This is a genomic window from Hymenobacter cheonanensis (genome assembly GCF_030581075.1).
Taxonomy (GTDB): domain Bacteria; phylum Bacteroidota; class Bacteroidia; order Cytophagales; family Hymenobacteraceae; genus Hymenobacter.
This window is the reverse complement of the sequence record NZ_JAUQSW010000003.1, coordinates 314,422-331,738: the sequence shown is the minus strand read 5'-3', so window position 1 is coordinate 331,738 and position 17,317 is coordinate 314,422. Positions and strand designations below refer to the sequence as shown.

The 17,317-nt window shown below is 62.0% G+C and carries 10 protein-coding genes; 6 read left to right on the top strand and 4 right to left on the bottom strand.

Annotated elements, in window-relative coordinates:
* The first annotated feature begins 77 nt into the window (after nt 1–77).
* From Q5H89_RS07760 to Q5H89_RS07740, 5 genes are all read left to right on the top strand, one after another.
* A complete protein-coding gene (locus tag Q5H89_RS07760) occupies nt 78–1,466 on the top strand; it encodes a RagB/SusD family nutrient uptake outer membrane protein (protein WP_305018720.1) in 1,389 nt (462 codons plus the stop codon).
* Between the two features lie 320 nt (nt 1,467–1,786).
* Nucleotides 1,787–4,822, top strand: coding sequence for a SusC/RagA family TonB-linked outer membrane protein (locus Q5H89_RS07755; RefSeq protein ID WP_305018719.1), 3,036 nt, complete (start codon nt 1,787–1,789; stop codon nt 4,820–4,822).
* A 21-nt stretch (nt 4,823–4,843) separates the two neighbouring features.
* Nucleotides 4,844–6,295: a RagB/SusD family nutrient uptake outer membrane protein gene (locus Q5H89_RS07750; protein ID WP_305018718.1), complete on the top strand. Its 1,452-nt coding sequence runs from the start codon at nt 4,844–4,846 to the stop codon at nt 6,293–6,295.
* A gap of 346 nt (nt 6,296–6,641) precedes the next feature.
* Nucleotides 6,642–9,998 carry a SusC/RagA family TonB-linked outer membrane protein gene (locus Q5H89_RS07745; RefSeq protein WP_305018717.1) on the top strand — a complete coding sequence of 1,119 codons (3,357 nt, stop codon included), beginning with the start codon at nt 6,642–6,644 and terminating at the stop codon, nt 9,996–9,998.
* Between the two features lie 20 nt (nt 9,999–10,018).
* A complete protein-coding gene (locus Q5H89_RS07740) occupies nt 10,019–11,416 on the top strand; it encodes a SusD/RagB family nutrient-binding outer membrane lipoprotein (protein ID WP_305018716.1) in 1,398 nt (465 codons plus the stop codon).
* A 76-nt stretch (nt 11,417–11,492) separates the two neighbouring features.
* Here the strand turns inward: Q5H89_RS07740 and Q5H89_RS07735 are convergent, their stop codons facing one another.
* The 3 genes from Q5H89_RS07735 to Q5H89_RS07725 form a co-directional block, all read right to left on the bottom strand.
* Nucleotides 11,493–11,963 carry a hypothetical protein gene (locus Q5H89_RS07735; RefSeq protein WP_305018715.1) on the bottom strand — a complete coding sequence of 157 codons (471 nt, stop codon included), beginning with the start codon at nt 11,961–11,963 and terminating at the stop codon, nt 11,493–11,495.
* 126 nt (nt 11,964–12,089) lie between these two features.
* Entirely contained in the window at nt 12,090–14,309 is a 2,220-nt protein-coding gene (gene feoB / locus Q5H89_RS07730) for a ferrous iron transport protein B (protein WP_305018714.1), read from the bottom strand.
* A gap of 11 nt (nt 14,310–14,320) precedes the next feature.
* Nucleotides 14,321–14,605 carry a FeoA family protein gene (locus Q5H89_RS07725; RefSeq protein WP_305018713.1) on the bottom strand — a complete coding sequence of 95 codons (285 nt, stop codon included), beginning with the start codon at nt 14,603–14,605 and terminating at the stop codon, nt 14,321–14,323.
* Nucleotides 14,606–14,909: 304 nt separating this feature from the next.
* Between Q5H89_RS07725 and Q5H89_RS07720 the strand changes: the two genes are divergently transcribed.
* On the top strand, nt 14,910–15,740 hold the full coding sequence (locus tag Q5H89_RS07720; RefSeq protein ID WP_305018712.1) for a carboxypeptidase-like regulatory domain-containing protein: 831 nt from the start codon (nt 14,910–14,912) through the stop codon (nt 15,738–15,740).
* A 94-nt stretch (nt 15,741–15,834) separates the two neighbouring features.
* Here the strand turns inward: Q5H89_RS07720 and Q5H89_RS07715 are convergent, their stop codons facing one another.
* Nucleotides 15,835–17,286 carry an alpha/beta hydrolase family protein gene (locus Q5H89_RS07715; RefSeq protein ID WP_305018711.1) on the bottom strand — a complete coding sequence of 484 codons (1,452 nt, stop codon included), beginning with the start codon at nt 17,284–17,286 and terminating at the stop codon, nt 15,835–15,837.
* Between the last annotated feature and the right edge of the window lie 31 nt (nt 17,287–17,317).

Here is a 17,317-nt window from a genome sequence, read left to right as displayed (position 1 = left end):
CCCGCGCGGCCACTGCTTTCGAAGAAAACCGCGCCGCACCCGGCTGCTTTTCTTCCTCACCCCTAGCCTTCTTTTTTATGAAAAAAATAGTACCCGGACTGCTGACCGCAGTTCTCCTCCTGAGCGGCCTCGAAGGCTGCAACAACAAGCTGAATGTGCAGCCAACCAGCTCTATCGACGCGGCCCAGGCCTTTGCCAGCTCCAGCGACGTGCAGGCGGCCCTAGTGGGCTGCTACGCCGGCCTGCAAAGCGTGAACCTATATGGCGGCTACTGGCAATTTTTGACCGACCTGGTGGCCGACAACGGCGATATGAGCTTTGTGGGCACGTTTTCGCAGCCGCAGGAGGCCCAGCGCAAAACCCTGCTCATCACCAATAGCCAGGTGAGCGCCACCTGGCTGAGCGCCTACGACGTGATTAACCGCGCCAACAACGTGCTGGCCAACCTGAGCAAGCTCGACACGCCGACCCAGCAGGCTTCGGTAGAGGGCGAGGCCAAGTTTATCCGCTCGCTGGTGTATTTCGACCTAGTGCGCACCTACGCCCGCGACTGGAACGACGGCACCCCTAGCGCCAACCCCGGCGTGCCGCTGATAACGACGCCGACCCTCTCGGTAGCCGATGCCAAGCCGCTGCCCCGCAATACCGTGGCTGAGGTATACGCCCAAATTATCACCGACCTCACCACGGCCGAGGCCAAGCTGACCACGAGCGCCGGCCTCAACACGTTTTCGGCTTCGCGCTACGCTTGCGCGGGGCTGTTGGCGCGCATCTATCTGCAGCAAGGCAACTTTACGGCCGCCGCCGCGGCCGCCAACCGCGCCATCAGCAGCACGGCCCGGCTGAATGCCTACTACGGCGACAACTTTGGCTACAACCAAACTACCAACACGGCTAACCAGCTGGTGAGCAACACAACGGAGGACATCTTCACCATCCAGATTTCGGCGCAGAGCGGCACCAATCAGCTCAACACCTTTTACGCCCGCACGCGCCGGGCCGACGTGAACATCAACGCCCAGTTCCTGAACCTGTTCGAAACCGGCGACACGCGCAAAACGGTGTATTTCACCACGGCCGGCGTTACCTACACCACCAAGTACGACGGGCTCTATGGCAACATCAAGCTCATGCGCATCGATGAGATGCTGCTGACCCACGCCGAAGCTAACTTCCGGGCCGGCACGGCGGTGGGGGCCACGCCGCTGGCCGATGTCAACACCATCCGGGCGCGGGCCGGGCTGCCGGCGCTCACTACGCTTACGCTAGCCGCTATTCTGAAGGAGCGTCGCATTGAGCTAGCCTTCGAAGGCTTCCGCCTCGGTGACTTGAAGCGCAACCAGGAATCGACCATCGACCCGCTCACTACCACGGCTATTGCCTGGAATTCGCCTCGCCTGGTATTCCCGATTCCGCTGCGCGAAATCAACGCCAATCCCAACCTAGTGCAGAACGCGGGCTACTAAGCACACGCTACGCTCCCCTTTTTCAAAGGCCCGCAACAGCTGTTGCGGGCCTTTTTTAATTGGCCTAACTGCTTCTTTTTCGAAAAAAGCCAGCATAGGCTTCCAATCTTAAAAAGTTATTTTTTAGTGAATGACTGCGCTTTACAATACCCCTTTACAGCTTAAAAACGCATATCCTTAACCCACCCTTAACAATTTGGAAGCGCTTTCCCCTGGAATACGCTTTCTTTGCAACCGGCCATTGTGCTTCTTACCGAGGGGTATTGGCTGCCTAGCTACACGTTTTCAGTATCATCTTTTTTTCAATTATTACTCGCCTTATGAGAAACATTTTCGCTCCCTTGCTGGTGATGGCTGCATTGCCGGCAATTGCGCAGACACAGGCTGTTACGGGCCGGGTGGTGGGCACCGATGGCAGCCCCGTGCCCGGCGCCACCGTGGTAGAGCGCGGCACCACTAATGGGGTAAGCAGCGGCGCTGATGGCAATTTTACCCTGGCTGTGCAGCCGGGTGCCACCCTCATTATCAGCTCGGTAGGCTACACCAGCCAGACGGTGGCCGTGGGCGGCCGTAGCACTATCAACATAACGCTGGCCGCTAGCGCCACCGACCTGGCCGAGGCCGTGGTAGTGGGCTACGGCTCGCAGAGCAAGGCCGACGTAACGGGTGCCGTGACCCAGATTTCGGGTAGCGTGGTCGAAAACCAGCCCGTCACGAGCTTCGAGCAGTCTATTCAGGGCCGCACGCCGGGCGTGGTTATCAACCAGGGCAGCGGCAAGCTGGGCCAGGGCATCAACATTCAGGTGCGCGGCACGTCGTCGGTAACAGCCTCCAACCGCCCGCTGTATGTTATTGACGGGGCGCCGATTACCTTCCAGGACCAGTCGCAGGCCGGCGATGAGCCGCTCAACCCCTTGGCCGACCTCAACCCCAACGACATCGAGAGCATCAGCATTCTGAAAGATGCCTCGGCTTCGGCCATCTACGGCTCGCGCGCCTCCAACGGCGTGGTGCTGATTACGACCAAAAAAGGCCGCCAGGGCGCCACCAAGGTAAACGTAGGCTACTACTACGGCACCAGCGCCCCCACGCGCTTTCGCCAGTTTTTGAATGCCGACCAGTACAGAACGCTGCTGGGCGAGTCGATGACCAACGGGCTCAACATCAGTGCCACTGACCCCAACGCCGACTACGCGAACCTAACGGAAGCCTTCCTGTACGAGGGCGGTATCGATTACAATTCGACCTACAACACGCCCTGGGACCGCCTGGCGTTCCGCAACCAGGGCAAGTACAAGCTGTTTGGCAGCGACGCGGCCAACCTGGCGCAGTACGACTTTAGCGCGGCGGGCGGCGATGCCAAGACGCGCTTTTACCTGAGCGGTACGTTCAACGACCAGAAGGGTATCATCATCGGCAACCGCTTCCGGCGCGGTAGTATTCGCCTCAACATCGACCACAACATTTTCGAGAGCCTGAAAGTGGGTCTGAACGTGTCGCTGGCGCGCACCGTGAACGACCGCGTATCGGGCGACAACGCGTTCTCGAACCCGCTGCAGCTCAACGCCCTCACGCCGCTGCAGCCGGAGTTTGACCCCACCACCGGCCGGTTGAACGCGAGCACCATTTACTACAACAACCTCATCGACCAGGAGCTGGGCTCGAACCGGGCCGGTACGTACCGCTCGTTTAGCACGGCTTACCTCAACTGGGTGCCGGTGAAGGGCCTGACGCTGCGCACGGAAGTGGGGGGCGACTTCCTGAACCTTAACGAGGACCTGGTGCGCGGTGCGGGCACGCAGGACGGCGGCGCCAACGGCTACGCCTTCAACTCGCAGACCCAGACTGTCAACTACACCAACACCAACACGGCTACCTACACCTTCAACGCCGGCGACGACCACCACTTTGATGTGCTGGTGGGCGAGTCGTATCAGCGCGCCGACACCAAGGTAACGGCGGCCGAGGGCCGGGGCTTCCCCACCACCGAGTTTACGCGCATTGCCAGCGCGGCCATCAAAACGGGCGGCAACACGTCGTTTGGCACGGCTTACTCCTTCCTCTCCTACTTTGCCCGCGCCAACTATAACTTCCGCGGCAAGTACCTGCTGAGCGGCAGCGTGCGCCGCGACGGCTCGTCGCGCTTCGGTAGCGCCAACCCCTACGGCACGTTCGGCGCCGGCTCGGTGGGCTACCTGCTGTCGGAGGAAAGCTTCCTCAAGGACAATACCATCATCAACTACCTGAAGCTGCGGGCTAGCTACGGCGTAACCGGCAACGCCGAAATCGGCAACTTCAGCTCGCGCCGCCTCGTGTCGGCCCTGCCCTATGCCGACCAGTCGGGCATTGCCCCCGATGCCGCGCTGGGCAACCCCAACCTGAGCTGGGAAACTACCAAGCAGGTAGACTTTGGTATCGAGTTTGGCTTCCTGAACAACCGCATCTCGGGCGAGGTAGACGTGTACCAGAAGAACACGACGGGCCTGCTGCTCAACCGCCAGCTGCAGCTGGTGAGCGGCTACACCACCATCACCGAAAACGTGGGGTCGCTGCGCAACAAGGGCCTCGAAATTGCCCTGAACGGCCGCATCCTCGACGGCGACTTCAAGTGGACGGTAGGCGCCAACATGTCGTTTAACCGCAACGTGATTCTGAACCTGCCCACGCCCATCATCCCCACGGGCAACACCATCAGCCGCGTAATGCAGGACCAGCCGCTGGGCGTGTTCTACACCAAGAAGTACGCGGGCGTAGACCCCTCTAACGGCGACGCGCTCTACTACAACGCCGACGGCACTACCACCAAGAGCTACGCCGCCGCGCCCATCCAGAAGGTGGGTAACCCCAACCCCAAGTTTACGGGCGGCGTGAACACTAACCTGAGCTTCAAGGGCTTTGACCTGACCGCGCTCGGCCAGTTCACCTACGGCAACGACATCTACAACGCGGCCGGCATCTACCAGTCGGCCAACGCCGACTACCTCGACAACCAGACCGTTGACCAGCTCAACCGCTGGCAGAAGGCGGGTGATATCACGAATGTGCCCCAGGCCCGCTATGGCGCCTCAAACGGCACTCAGACTTCCTCGCGCTGGATTCAGGACGGCTCGTTCTTCCGCATCAAGACCGTAACGCTGGGCTACAATCTGCCCACCGACCTCGTGAAGCACGGCTATATGCAGTCGGTGCGCGTCTACCTCACGGGTCAGAACCTGGCCACCTTCACCAAGTACACCGGCTACGACCCCGAGGTGAATACCTACGGCCTGGGCACGGCCAACTACCTGCTGGGCCACGACTTCTACACGCCGCCGCTGGCTAAGACCTATCTGCTGGGCGTGAACATTGGCTTTTAATATTTTGTCTTCGCATTCGATATGAAAAATACCGCTATTTGGACCGCCTGCGCCCTGGCGCTAGGCCTCGGCCTGACGGGCTGCAAAGACGCCCTCACCATTGAGCCCCAGCAGAGCATCGACGCCTCTACGGCCTACAACACCTCGCAAAAAGTAAGCGCGGCCGTGGTGGGTGCCTACGCCCGCCTCGACGACCCTAGCCTGTACGGCACCGACCTGATTCTGGTGCCCGAGCTGATAGGGGAGCAGGGCGCCGGCTACACCGTCTGGAACGGCTCGTTTTCCAACTACAACCAGCTGTACCGCCGCACCCAGATTTCGACGCTGTCGAACGCGCAGGCCATCTGGACGCAGGCCTACAACGCCATCAACCAGTGCAACCTGATTCTGGCCAACCTGTCGGCCGTGACCGATACCGGCCAGCGCACGCAGTTTGAGGGCGAAGCCAAGTTTATCCGGGGTATTATGTATTTCGAGCTGGTGCGCCTCTACGCCCAGCAGTACCAGGCGGGCGGCGGCAACAGCCAGCCCGGCGTGCCCATCAACCTGACGCCCATTACCACCACCGAGCAGGCCGACGTGAAGCTGGCCCGCTCGACCGTGGAGCAGGTGTACGCCCAAGTAATCAGTGATTTGCAGACGGCCATCACCAACCTGCCCAGCCAAAACGTAACCCGCGCCTCGAAATACTCGGCCGAAGCCATGCTGGCCCGCGTGTACTTGCAGCAGAGCAACTTTACGGCGGCCCGTGCCATGGCCGATGACGTTATCAAGAACAGCGGCTCCGCTCTGCAAGGCTCGGTAGCGGCGGTTTTTGCCAACCGCAACAGCGGCGAAAGCCTGTTTGAGATTCAGCAAAACGACCAGAACAACGCGGGCACCAGCAACTCGGGCCTGGCTACGTTCTGGGCCGGCTACAGCCCCACCGGCGACCAGACGGTGCTGTATGGCCGCGGCGACGTGTACATTCAGCCGGCCTTCGTGAACCTCTATGCCGCTAGTGATGTGCGCGGCACCGATGGCCAGCCGGCGCTCACCACCCAGAAGCTCATCTACGTGAGCGATGGCAACAACAAAACCGGCCGCTACCGTACCATCAAGTGGCGCACCTACGGCCAAAACATTCCGGTGGCGCGCCTGGCGGAGATGTACCTCATCCGGGCCGAAGCCGATGTGCGGGCCGGCAATGTGGCCTCGGCTACAGCAGATATTAATACTATCCGTCAACGCTCTTACCGCAGTACGCTTACTCCTCCTGTGGCATATCAACCCGTTACCACCATTACGCTGGCCGATGTGCTGCTTGAGCGCCAGCTGGAATTGGCTTTTGAAGGCTTCCGCATTCATGACCTCAAGCGCACGGGCCGCCCGGTGGGCACCATTGCCGCCAACAGCCCGCTGCTCGTGCTGCCCATTCCGCAGCGCGAAATCAACAACAACTCGCTGCTGACGCAGAACGCCGGCTACAACTAGGCCCGCCCACCACTCAGCTGCTTTATAAAAAAGGCCCGCAACTACTGTTGCGGGCCTTTTTTGTGCAGTGCCAACTGCTCCGGCTCCGTAGCCTGGGGCCAGGCTGCGGAGCCGGAGCAGCCGCTTTGGAAAGCCGGCTAGCCGCTACGGGGCGTGAGCCTGAACACCTACCCACACCCGGCCAAGAGGCTTAAACTGTATGCGCAACTACTGTTTGTCCAGCGCTTTAATGAAGTTGCATTTTTTCCGAAAACAGGTGGAAATATTTTTTAGCCTTGATTCTACTCCCTACTTTTAGCCCCGGCAATAAAGTTGTCGCTAATTCTTTAACTAATCTGTTTTTCTTATGAAGAAACATTTACTCTGGTTCGTGCTCCTGATGGCCGGCTTTCTGCCGGACGCCTGGGCCCAAAATCGCCTCATTGGCGGCAAGGTTGTCGACCGAGGTAGCGGCCAAGGATTGCCGGGCGTCACGGTTATCGTGAAAGGCCGGCCCACTATCGGCACCTCTACTAACAGCGACGGCGCCTACTCGCTGAGCGTTCCCCAGGAAGCTAATACATTGGTGTTCAGTTTTGTAGGCTATTCCAGTCAGGAGTTGCCCATCACCAGCGCCAGCACGCTCGATGTGGCCCTGGCCACCGACGCGAAACAGCTGAACGAGGTGGTAGTGACGGCCTTAGGCCTGCAAGCTAACCGCGACCAGCTGGGCACGGCCCAGGCCACGGTGCAGGGCCCCGCGCTGGTGCGCTCGGGCGAAACTAGCGTTATCAACGCGTTGTCGGGCAAAACGCCCGGCGTAACGATTACGCGCACCTCGGGCGACCCGGGGGCTAGCGCCAACATTCAGCTGCGGGGCCCCAGCACTATTCTGGGCAACAACCAGCCGCTGATTGTGGTGGATGGGGTACCCATTTCGAACTCTTCGATTGGCGACGACGGCATCGTGTCGAGCAACGGCGGGGCGGGCTCCAATCAGGTGAGCGGGGTAGTGCAGGCATCGCGCCTTAATGACATCAACCCCGACGACATCGCCACCCTGGAAGTACTAAAGGGCGCCGCGGCCAGCGCCGTGTGGGGCACGCGCGGCTCCAACGGCGTAATCGTGATTACGACCAAGCGCGGTAGCAGCGCCAACGGCCGCATGAACGCCAGCATCCGCAGCTCTATCGGCATCGACCAGATTAACCGCCGCGTACCGCTGCAAACGGCTTATGGCCAGGGTCTGAATGGCCTGTACAGCAACACCAGCAGCGCCAGTTGGGGCGACCTGATTTCCGGCCGCTCGGGCGGGGCCGATGCGTACATCACGTCGCCCACGGCCAGCGGCTACCAGGGGTACATTACCTTCCCGGACGGTACCCGCTACTATAACATTGCCAACGGCACGGCCGCTAACCCCCACGGCGGCAAAAACAGCCAGCAGGTATTCGACCACTCGCAGGATGCCTTTAACCGGGGCTATACCTGGGACAACATTGCGACGCTCTCGGGCGGCGACGAGCGCTCCAACGTGTATTTCAGCCTCGGCGACACCTACCAGAAGGGCATTGCCCGCGTGCACAGCGACAACGAGCGCATCACGGGCCGCCTCAATGCCGACCGCCAGCTGACCGATAAGCTGCGCATTGCGCTGAGCTCGACCTACGTGCGCACGCTTTCCAACCGCGTGCAGCAGGGCTCCAACACGGATGGCGTTTTCCTGGGCGGCCTGCGCACCGCCCCCGACTACAACAACGATTATGCGCAGGGCGACTACACCTCGCCTACCGGCTTCGTGTTCACGGGCCGGCAGTCGTCGTACCGCAACAAGCTGGGTACCACCAATAACCCGGGCTACGACAACCCCATTTGGACGATTAACAACGTGCGCAACCAGACGCGGGTGAACCGCTTCGTGGGCAGCCTGGAGCTGACGTACCAGCTCACGCCCTGGCTCAATATCCTGGAGCGGGCCGGCGTTGATACGTATTCCGACGCGCGCTCGGCGTATTTCCCCATCGGGGCCGCCGGCATTACCGGCAACGTGGGCTCCATTACGGAGGAAGTGATTCAGGAAACGCAGGTTAACAACGACCTGATTGTGCGCGCCACCGGCAAGCTGGGCAGCGCCGTTACCATCACGGGCCTGGTGGGCTATAACCTGAACGCCCGTCGGCAGTCGCAGGTGGGCGCCACGGCCACGCAGTTTCTGAACCCGCTGTCGCCCCCGCAGCTGAACAATACCCCGGCCGCCAACCGCAGCCCCTACAACCTGCTGGTGCGCCAGAACACGGCCGGCCTCTACGGCCAGGTATCGCTGGGCCTTTTCGACCAGCTGTTCCTGGAGGGCACGGTGCGCGGCGAGCAGGCCTCCACGTTCGGGCCCGAGGCTAATAATACCTTTTTCTACCCGGCGGGCACCGTGGCCTGGCAGTTTACCAAGCTCGCGGCCCTCAGCGAAAACAGCTTCCTGAGCTTTGGCAAAGCGCGCTTCGCCTACGGCCAGGTAGGCGTGCAGCCCCAGCCCTACCTGGTGCGCACCGTGTATGTGCCCGCCGATATTGCCGATGGGTGGGGCACCTCCCTGGGTGCCTCGGCCTATGCGGGCGGGGGCTATGCCCGCTCTTCGAGCCAGGGCAACCCGCTGCTGCGCCCCGAGCGCAAAACAGAGTATGAGCTAGGCCTCGATATGCGCTTTGTGCAGAACCGCATTGGCTTCTCGGCCACGTACTACTCCAACAACACCCGCGACGCCATTTTTGCCCTGCCCGTGGCGCCTACTACCGGCTACACGGTGCGCTACTCCAACGCGGCCTCGCTCATGAACCGCGGCCTGGAGCTGAGCCTCGACGGCGACCTCATCAAGACCAAGGACTTTTCGTTTAACCTAGCCCCCAATTTCTCGCTCAACCGCAGCCGCGTGCTGAGCCTGGGCGGCGCCACGTACTACGGCTTCACGGGCTTCACGGGCTCGGAGTCGGTGGCTATTCCGGGCTACCAGTACGGCGCCATCTACGGCACGCGCTGGCAGCGCGATGAGCAGGGCAAGCTGGTGCTCGACGCCAACGGCTTTGCGCAGCAGGATGCGCAGTCGGGCGTAATCGGCGACCCCAACCCGCGCTGGAAGGGTGGCCTCAACCTGAACTTCCGCATTAAAGGCGTTACCATCAACGCCTTGTTTGACCACACCCACGGCGCCGACATCTGGAATGGTACCAAGGGCGCCCTGGCTTACTTTGGCACGGCGGCCTACACCGCCCAGCAAACGACCGTGACGGGCGACCAGGCCAAGACCCTCATCAACTACGATGGCAACACGATTGCCAGCACCTACGCACCCAACGCCGATGGCTCGTACACCTTTCGCGGCTACTTGCAGGATTTTGGCGGCGGCCTGCGGGCCATCGACCAGTCGTGGTTCCGCGATGGCCCCGGCAGCGGCTTCACCGGCCCCAGCGAACAGTTTGTGGAGCACGTGAGCTGGACGCGCCTGCGCGAGGTGTCGGTGGCCTACTCCCTGACTTCGGAGTTTGTGCGCAAGGCTACGCACCTCAGCAGCATCGACCTGTCGGTGACGGGCCGCAACCTGGTGCTGTGGACCAACTACTCGGGCATTGACCCCGAAACCAACCTCACGGGGGTGTCGAACGGCCGGGGGCTTGATTACTTCAACAACCCCAGCACGCGCTCCATCATCTTCGCCCTCAAGCTCACTTATTAACCTGGCTAGCGCTATTTCGTATGAAAAAGACCACTATTTCGCTGCTGCTGGCGGGCCTCACTATTGCCGGTGGCCTGGGCGGCTGCACCAAGCTGACGCGGGGCTTCGATGAGAACCCCAACACGGCCAGCGATGCCCCCTCAACCCTGCAGCTCACGGGCGCCCAGCTAGCCGAGGGCCTGTTTATGAGCGGGGAATCGGCCCGCACGGCCAACATCTGGGCCGGCGTGTTTCGCGGGGCCGACCGCCAGTACCAGGCGCTGCAGAACTACATCACCACCACCCAGGACTACAGCACCCCCTGGACGATAGCCTACCAGTCGTGCATGACGCAGCTGCGCATCGTGGAGAGCAAGGCTACCAGCGTCGGCAACAAGCAGCTGACCGGCATTGCCCAAGCCTCGGAAGGGCTGATGATTGGCACCGTTGCCGCCTTGTGGGGCGATGTGCCCTACTCGCAGGCGTTCGTTGAAAACACGCCGCCCACCTTCGATGCGCAAGCCACCGTGTATGCCGCCACCCAAACCCTGCTCACCACGGCCATCGGCAACCTGACGGCCAACGCCGGGGCCGGGGCCTCGGTATCGGCCGATATTTTCTATGGTGGCAACCAGTTTAAGTGGGTAGCCGCCGCTCATTCGCTCAAGGCCCGCTACTACCTGCACGTCAAAAACTACGCTTCGGCCCTGACTGAAGCGCAGCAGGGCATCACCAGCTCGGCCAATGACCTGCTGATGCCCTACGCGGGGGCCGTCGGCATATCGGCGAACCCCTACTGGGATTTTCTCAACAACCGCACGGCTTACCTCGACGGGGTTGGCTCTTACGCCCCTACCCTGCTGCTAGCCCGTACCAACAGCAAAACCAACGAAACGGCGCGCTATAAGTACTTCTACAACGACAGCGACCCTAGCATTTACTCTGACCGCGACCCCAACTGGATTGACGGGGCCTTTCAGGCCACCAGCAGCTTCCCGCTGATTACCTACGTTGAAACCCAGGCCATCATTGCCGAGTGCCAGGCGCGGGCCGGCAACACCGCAGCCGCCATTACGGCGCTGAACAACCTTCGCGCTTATGACGCGAGCACGTATACCGGCTCCGGCGCGCTGTATACGGCCTACGTAGCCAGCGACTTTACCCCCGGTGGCGTGGCGAACCCCACCAGCAGCGGCCAAACGGCCGCCGCCGCGCTGCTCAAGGAAGTACTGCTCGAAAAATACTTTTCGCTGATTGGGCAGATTGAGGAATTCAACGACGTGCGCCGCACCAATAACCTGATTGGCGTGCCCATCAACACCTCCACGGCCTCGGCGCTGCCGCAGCGCTTCCTCTACCCGCTCGTTGAGCTGAACACGAACCCGAACACGCCCAACCCGGTACCCTCGCTGTTTACCAAAACCCCGGTAAACCAATAGGCTCCGCAGACCCTAAAAAGGCCCCCTGGCACTAGCCAGGGGGCCTTTTTAGGGTCTGCGGCAATGCGGGAGCTGTTTATTCGCCTTTCTCATCGGCGCGCTCAAAATCCAGCCCGCGGGCCAGGTCCACGGCTTCGGCTTCTACCTGGGCCAGCAGGTCGGGGGCGTCGGCATCGAGGGTGCGGGCAAAAAGGTCGAGCAGCGCCTCGCCTTCGTCGTTGACGTAGAGGTTGGTATAAATCTGTTCGAAGAGCTTGTTTTCCTTGCCAATCTGCTTGTCGATGTCCTGCGGCGATTTGGCCGTGTTCAGGGCGCGGTGCAGCACATCGGCGGCGCGGCGGGCCTCGTCGTGGTCGCCCAGGTCGGCTAGCAGGCGCAGCAGGCTGGCGGCCACGCCCAGGCGCCACTGCTCGAAGCGGAAAGGCTGCTCGGCCCGGCTAGCCTGCTCAAAGCGGGTATCGGCCCCCAGCGTGGCTGGGGTGAGGTATTGGTCCACATCGGCGGGCGCGCGAAAGGCTAGGCGCAGCAGGGTTTCGTAGGTCGTCATTAATCGCAGGTGTAACGGAGTTAACGGATTGCGCAGATACGCGCGTGGCGCGGGCTGGCTAAGGGCGCCGCAGGTTTATCCTTGCCAATAGTAAGGGCCGGCAATAGCTTGAGCCGCTAGCCTGCTTTAAGAAAAGAGCTGCCACACCAGCAGCGAGGCCGCGTACGCTAGCCCGGTCATGTACACGAGCTGGCCCAGGGGCCAGCGCCAGCTTTTGGTTTCGCGGTACGTAACGGCCAGCGTGCTCATGCACTGCATGGCAAACACGTAGAACACGAGCAGCGACAGCGCCCGCACCGGCGTGAAAAACGGCTGCCCGTTGCTATCTTTTTCGTTGGCTAGCTTCTGCTGCACAGTGCCGAGGTCGGCATCCTGCCCCACGCTGTAGATGGTGCTCATGGTGCCCACAAATACCTCGCGGGCCGCGAAGGAAGTGAGGAGGGCAATCCCGATTTTCCAATCGAAGCCCAGCGGCCGGATGGCCGGCTCGATAACGTGGCCAAAAGTGCCCGCATACGAAGTTTCGAGCCTAGCGGAGGCCACAGCCGGCTCGATGCTATCGGCCCAGCCCCGAATGCCATCGTGAATGCCGTGCGCCTCCAATTCGTTTATCCTTTGCTGAATGGTTGCCCGAACCTGCTTCTCAGCCTCATTCTGCCGGTTGCCGGGGCCGTAGCTGGCCAGCACCCACAGCAATACCGAAATGGCAATGATGACCTTGCCGGCCTGAAAAATGAATGCCTTCACCTTCTCCACGATGGTGAGGCCCACGTTTTTCCAGCGCGGCCAGCGGTACACCGGAAACTCCATGATGAAGTAGCTGCGCTCGCGGGCCTTGAGCACCGTTTTGAGTAGCAACGCCGACAGCAGCGCCGAGCCCAGGCCCAGCAGGTACAGGCCCATCAGCACCAGCCCGCGCATATTGAAAAGGCCTAGCCAGCTTTCATCGGGCACCACCAGGGCCACCAGCACCGTGTAGACCGGGATGCGCGCCGAGCACGACATGAGCGGCGTCACGAAAATGGTCAGCATCCGGTCCTTCCAGCTCTCGATGGTGCGCGCACCCATGATGGCCGGCACGGCGCACGCCAGCCCCGAAATCAGCGGCACCACGCTCTTGCCGCTCAGGCCGAAAGGGCGCATCAGCTTGTCCATGAGGAAGGTAACGCGGGCCATGTAGCCCGTTTCTTCCAGCACCGCTAAAAAGGCGAAAAGCAAGGCAATCTGCGGAATAAAAATCAGCACCCCCCCTAGTCCGGCAATCACGCCCTCGGTGAGCAGCCGCACCAACGGCCCGCTAAACCGCGCCTGAATGGCCGCGCTCAGGGCCGAAATGCCCTGGTCAATCAAATCCATCGGGTACTGGGCCCAGGCAAAAATGGCCTGAAACAGCAAAAACAGGATGGCCAGAAAAATGAGGTAGCCAAACACGCGGTGCGTCAGCACCTTATCAATGCGGTTGGAGGCGGGCTCGCGGCGCTCGGTGCGCGTCACGGTCACCACCTCCAGCAGCAGCTCGTTGATAGCGGCGTAGCGGGCCACTGTTTCGGCCGCCTGCTGGGCCGTCGAGTCGAAGGCGTACTGCTCGGTCACCTGCGCCAGGTAGGCGCGGTCATCCTCACTCAGAAAATGCAGCTGCCCAAACTGGTGCGCGTAGTGCAGGGCCAGGTAGTCGTTGGCCAGGCCGAAGTGCGCCCGGATAGCAGCCAGCAGCGGTTGCAGCTCGGCGCTAGGCTGCCAGAAGCGGCCGGCGGGCGGGCGGGTGGCCAGCCGGTCGGCCATAATAATGCGTAACGCGGCCAAGCCCACGCCCTTGCGGGCATTCATGGGCACCACGGGCACCCCTAGCTCGCGCTCCAGGGCCGGCACATCGAGCTGAATGCCGCGCTCGGCGGCCACGTCCGTCATGTTCAGGGCCAGGATGGCCGGCAAATCCAGGTCGGCGAGCTGCGAAAACAGCAGCAGGCTGCGGCGCAGGTTGCTGGCATCCACGGTTACCACCACAAAATCGGGGTAGTCGGCCGAGAGCGGGTTGTAGAGCAGGTCGGCAATTACACGCTCGTCGAGGCTCTTGGGGTAGAGCGAGTAAGTGCCGGGCAGGTCTACTACCTCGGCCCGGCGCTGGCCCCCTAGCTGGGCAATGCCGGTTTTGCGGTCCACCGTCACGCCCGGAAAGTTGCCAACTTTCTGGTTCAGGCCCGTGAGCTGGTTGAAGAGCGAAGTCTTGCCCGAGTTGGGGTTGCCAATGAGGGCCAGGCGGGGCAGGCGCTCGGCCAGGGGCGCCGCGCCCCCGGTGCCGGGTTGCGGCGTAGCCGGCCGCACGGCATCCTGAATAGCACCCGCCATAGGGTTGTGGATTAGTCTTTTAGCTGAATAGTAACGGCCTCGCTCACGCGCAGCGACAGCGTATATTCCTCATCGCCGAGCACCAGCATCAGCGGGTCGCCGAGGGGCGCGCGGCCCGCCAGACGCACCTGCGTGCCCGGAATGCACCCCATTTCGAGCAGCTTGAGGGCCATTTGGGGGTCTTTGAGGCAGCACACGGTAGCCGATTCGCCAGGGCGCAGGTCGTTGGCAGTGCGGCGGGCAGCGGGGGCCGGCTGCTTGGCAGCCACGGCAGCAGAACGACGGAAAAGAGCCACGAGCGAAAGGGTTATGGTTATTTAGATTTAATTCAAACAAAGATAAGCGCGTTTAGTTGGCGGCACCAAAATGGCGTTCTCATTTTGGCCTAAAGCAGGCAAAACTAGGCTTTTAAAAAGGCGCTTTGCTCTGTACAATTTTTTGTCTGTATTAAATGTGGCGCCGATAACCTTCGCCACCTATTTTTGCACTAGCCAGTCCTTTAACTACTCTCAAATGTTCCAACGTTTATTTTATTTTGCACTATTTTTATGTGCAGCCAGTGGAGCGGCTCGTGCGCAAACCACTGCGCCCGCCCCGGCTATGCTAGCCGGCAAAATTATCGACAAGGCCACCAAGGAGCCGTTGCCGTTTACTTCGCTCAGCCTGAAGGAAGACCAGACGGGTGCGCTTAGCAACGAGTTTGGGGTGTTTCAGCTGCCTGGGCCGCTGAAAAACGAAACCGACTCGCTGATTGTGATGGCGCTGGGCTACGAGCACCTGGCCATTGCTGTGCAGCGCGGCAAGCCGATAGCCAATATGGTGCTCGAAGTGAACCGCCGCGCCATTGCGCTGAAGGAAGTAACCGTGAAAGGGGGCAAGGTGAAAAACCTGGCCCTGGGTGCCAACAGCAACAACCCCGGCGATGGCCTGCTGCAGGGACAGCCCGGCGGGCAGTATGCTTTCTTTGTGAAGAATGACAAGAACAAGCGGCTGGGCAACATCCGCTCGGTGTCGTTCTATATCGGCGAGAACGGGTTTCCGCGCGAGCCTTTCCGGGTGCGCCTCTACAAGCCCGATGGCAACTACAGCGCGCCCAATACCGATATCCTGACCGATAACGTGGTAGTATCGGCCCCCAAAGGCGGCCAGTGGTATACCGTAGACCTGACGCCCTACAACGTGACGGCGCCCGAGGAAGGCTTCTTCGTGGCGATGGAGTGGATTGTGAGCGGCGACAAGTTCTTCAATACCAACTTCATGGATGATAACTATACGCCCTACGGCCAGATTATGCGCCCCACCTTCGAGTTCAAGGAAAGCCGCACCTGGACCTACACCATCGCCAAGGGCTGGACACTGCTGACCATGGCCACCGCCGCCGGCCAGCACTACAACGCCATGATTAAGGCTGAGGTAGACATGATTAAGTAAGCTGCGCTATCCTATTCTTTATCTTGCAAAAAAGCCCGGCTAGCCGGGCTTTTTTGTAGAAAATAGTTTGGGCAATTGCCGAGCAACCAGCCAGCTATTTGCCTAGCTGGGTGGCTAGCCACTGGCGCAGCTCTTCCTGCACCACGGGCGCCACTATCGGCTTCAGCTCGCCATTCAGCATAGTCCACTGCAGGTTGGGAGGCTGCAGCAGGTGGTTGACGCCGGCCGGGCGAAAAGCCGTTACGAGGCGGTTGCCCCCGGCCCGCAGCTCGCGCTCGAGGGCGGCCAGGTGCTGGGCGGGCGGGGCCTGCTCGTCGGCCAGCCCACTAATGAGCAGCACCGGGCACTGCACCGCCGCTAGCCCCTCGAGCGGGTCGAAGGCCAGGAATGCCCGCGACCAGGGCGTGAGCAGCGCGGCGGCCTGCTGCTGGGCATCGGCGGCCGATAGCGTGGCCTCGCCCTGGCGCAGCAGGTTGGCCACCATGGCCTGCGTCTGGGCCGGGCTGGTGCTGTAGCGAATCAGGTCATAGAGGGTGCGCTCGCGGCGCAGCCGGGTGGCTAGCTGGGCGGGCGGCAGCTTTTGGGTTTGCCAGGCCAGCTCGTGCTGCTGCAGCAAGGTTTCGTAGCCGGGCAGGCCGTAGGCTCCCAGGCCCACCACAAAGGCGGGCGCCAGGGGCTGCGCCGCCACCAGCAGGGCCACATTGGCGCCTTCGCCGTGGCCCACCAGCCCCAGGCGCAGCAGGTCTGCCTCGGGGCGGGTGCGCAGAAAGTTGAGCGCGGCCTGCACATCGCCGGCCCGCTGCGTGGGCGTGGCCGCCGCATTGATGCCGCCCGACTGGCCCACGCCCCGGTCGTCGAAGCGCAGCACAGCTACGCCGTGGCGCGTGAGGTAATCGGCCAGGGAGCCGAGCAGGCGGTAGCTTACCGGACTGGCCGCCTGGGCGCCGCCGGGCGCCAGGCCATCGCGGTCCTGCTCGCCCAGGTCCGACACCAGTACTACGGCCGGAAAAGGCCCCGCGCCCGGCGGCACCGTAAGCGTGCCGGCCAGCCGCAGCCGGGCCGGGAAGTTCTGGAAGGCCACCTCCTCGGCCCGGTAAGGGGGTGCAAAGCGGGTGCCGGGGCTAGTGGCGGGGGCCGCGGGCAGCGGCAGGTAGCGCAGCTGCAGCGGCGTGCGCAGCCCCGGCCGGCACCAGATGCCGGTTAGCAGCTGGCCGTCGGCCGAGCGGCGCGCCAGAAACCGGCTGCTTACCTGGGGCACCAGCAGCAGCACCGAGTCGGTGCCGGCGGGCTGGCGCACCGTGGCGGGTACGCGGCTGAGCTTTTGCATGGGCACATCGAGCGCCGCGAAATACTCGCCGCTCACCAGGGCTACGAGGCTGAAGCGCAGGTCCAGGGCGCCGCCCGGCACGGGCAGGGCACCCTGCCACACGCCTTCCAGCGAGCGGCTGGCCTGGGCGGGCGGACCTAAGCCCGCATTTTGGGCCCAGGCCCCGTTGCTTAGCCCTAGCGCCCATACCAATATCCACGCCCATTTACTACTTTCCATAAGTTATCTATTGCAGAAGAGCTTGATAAGG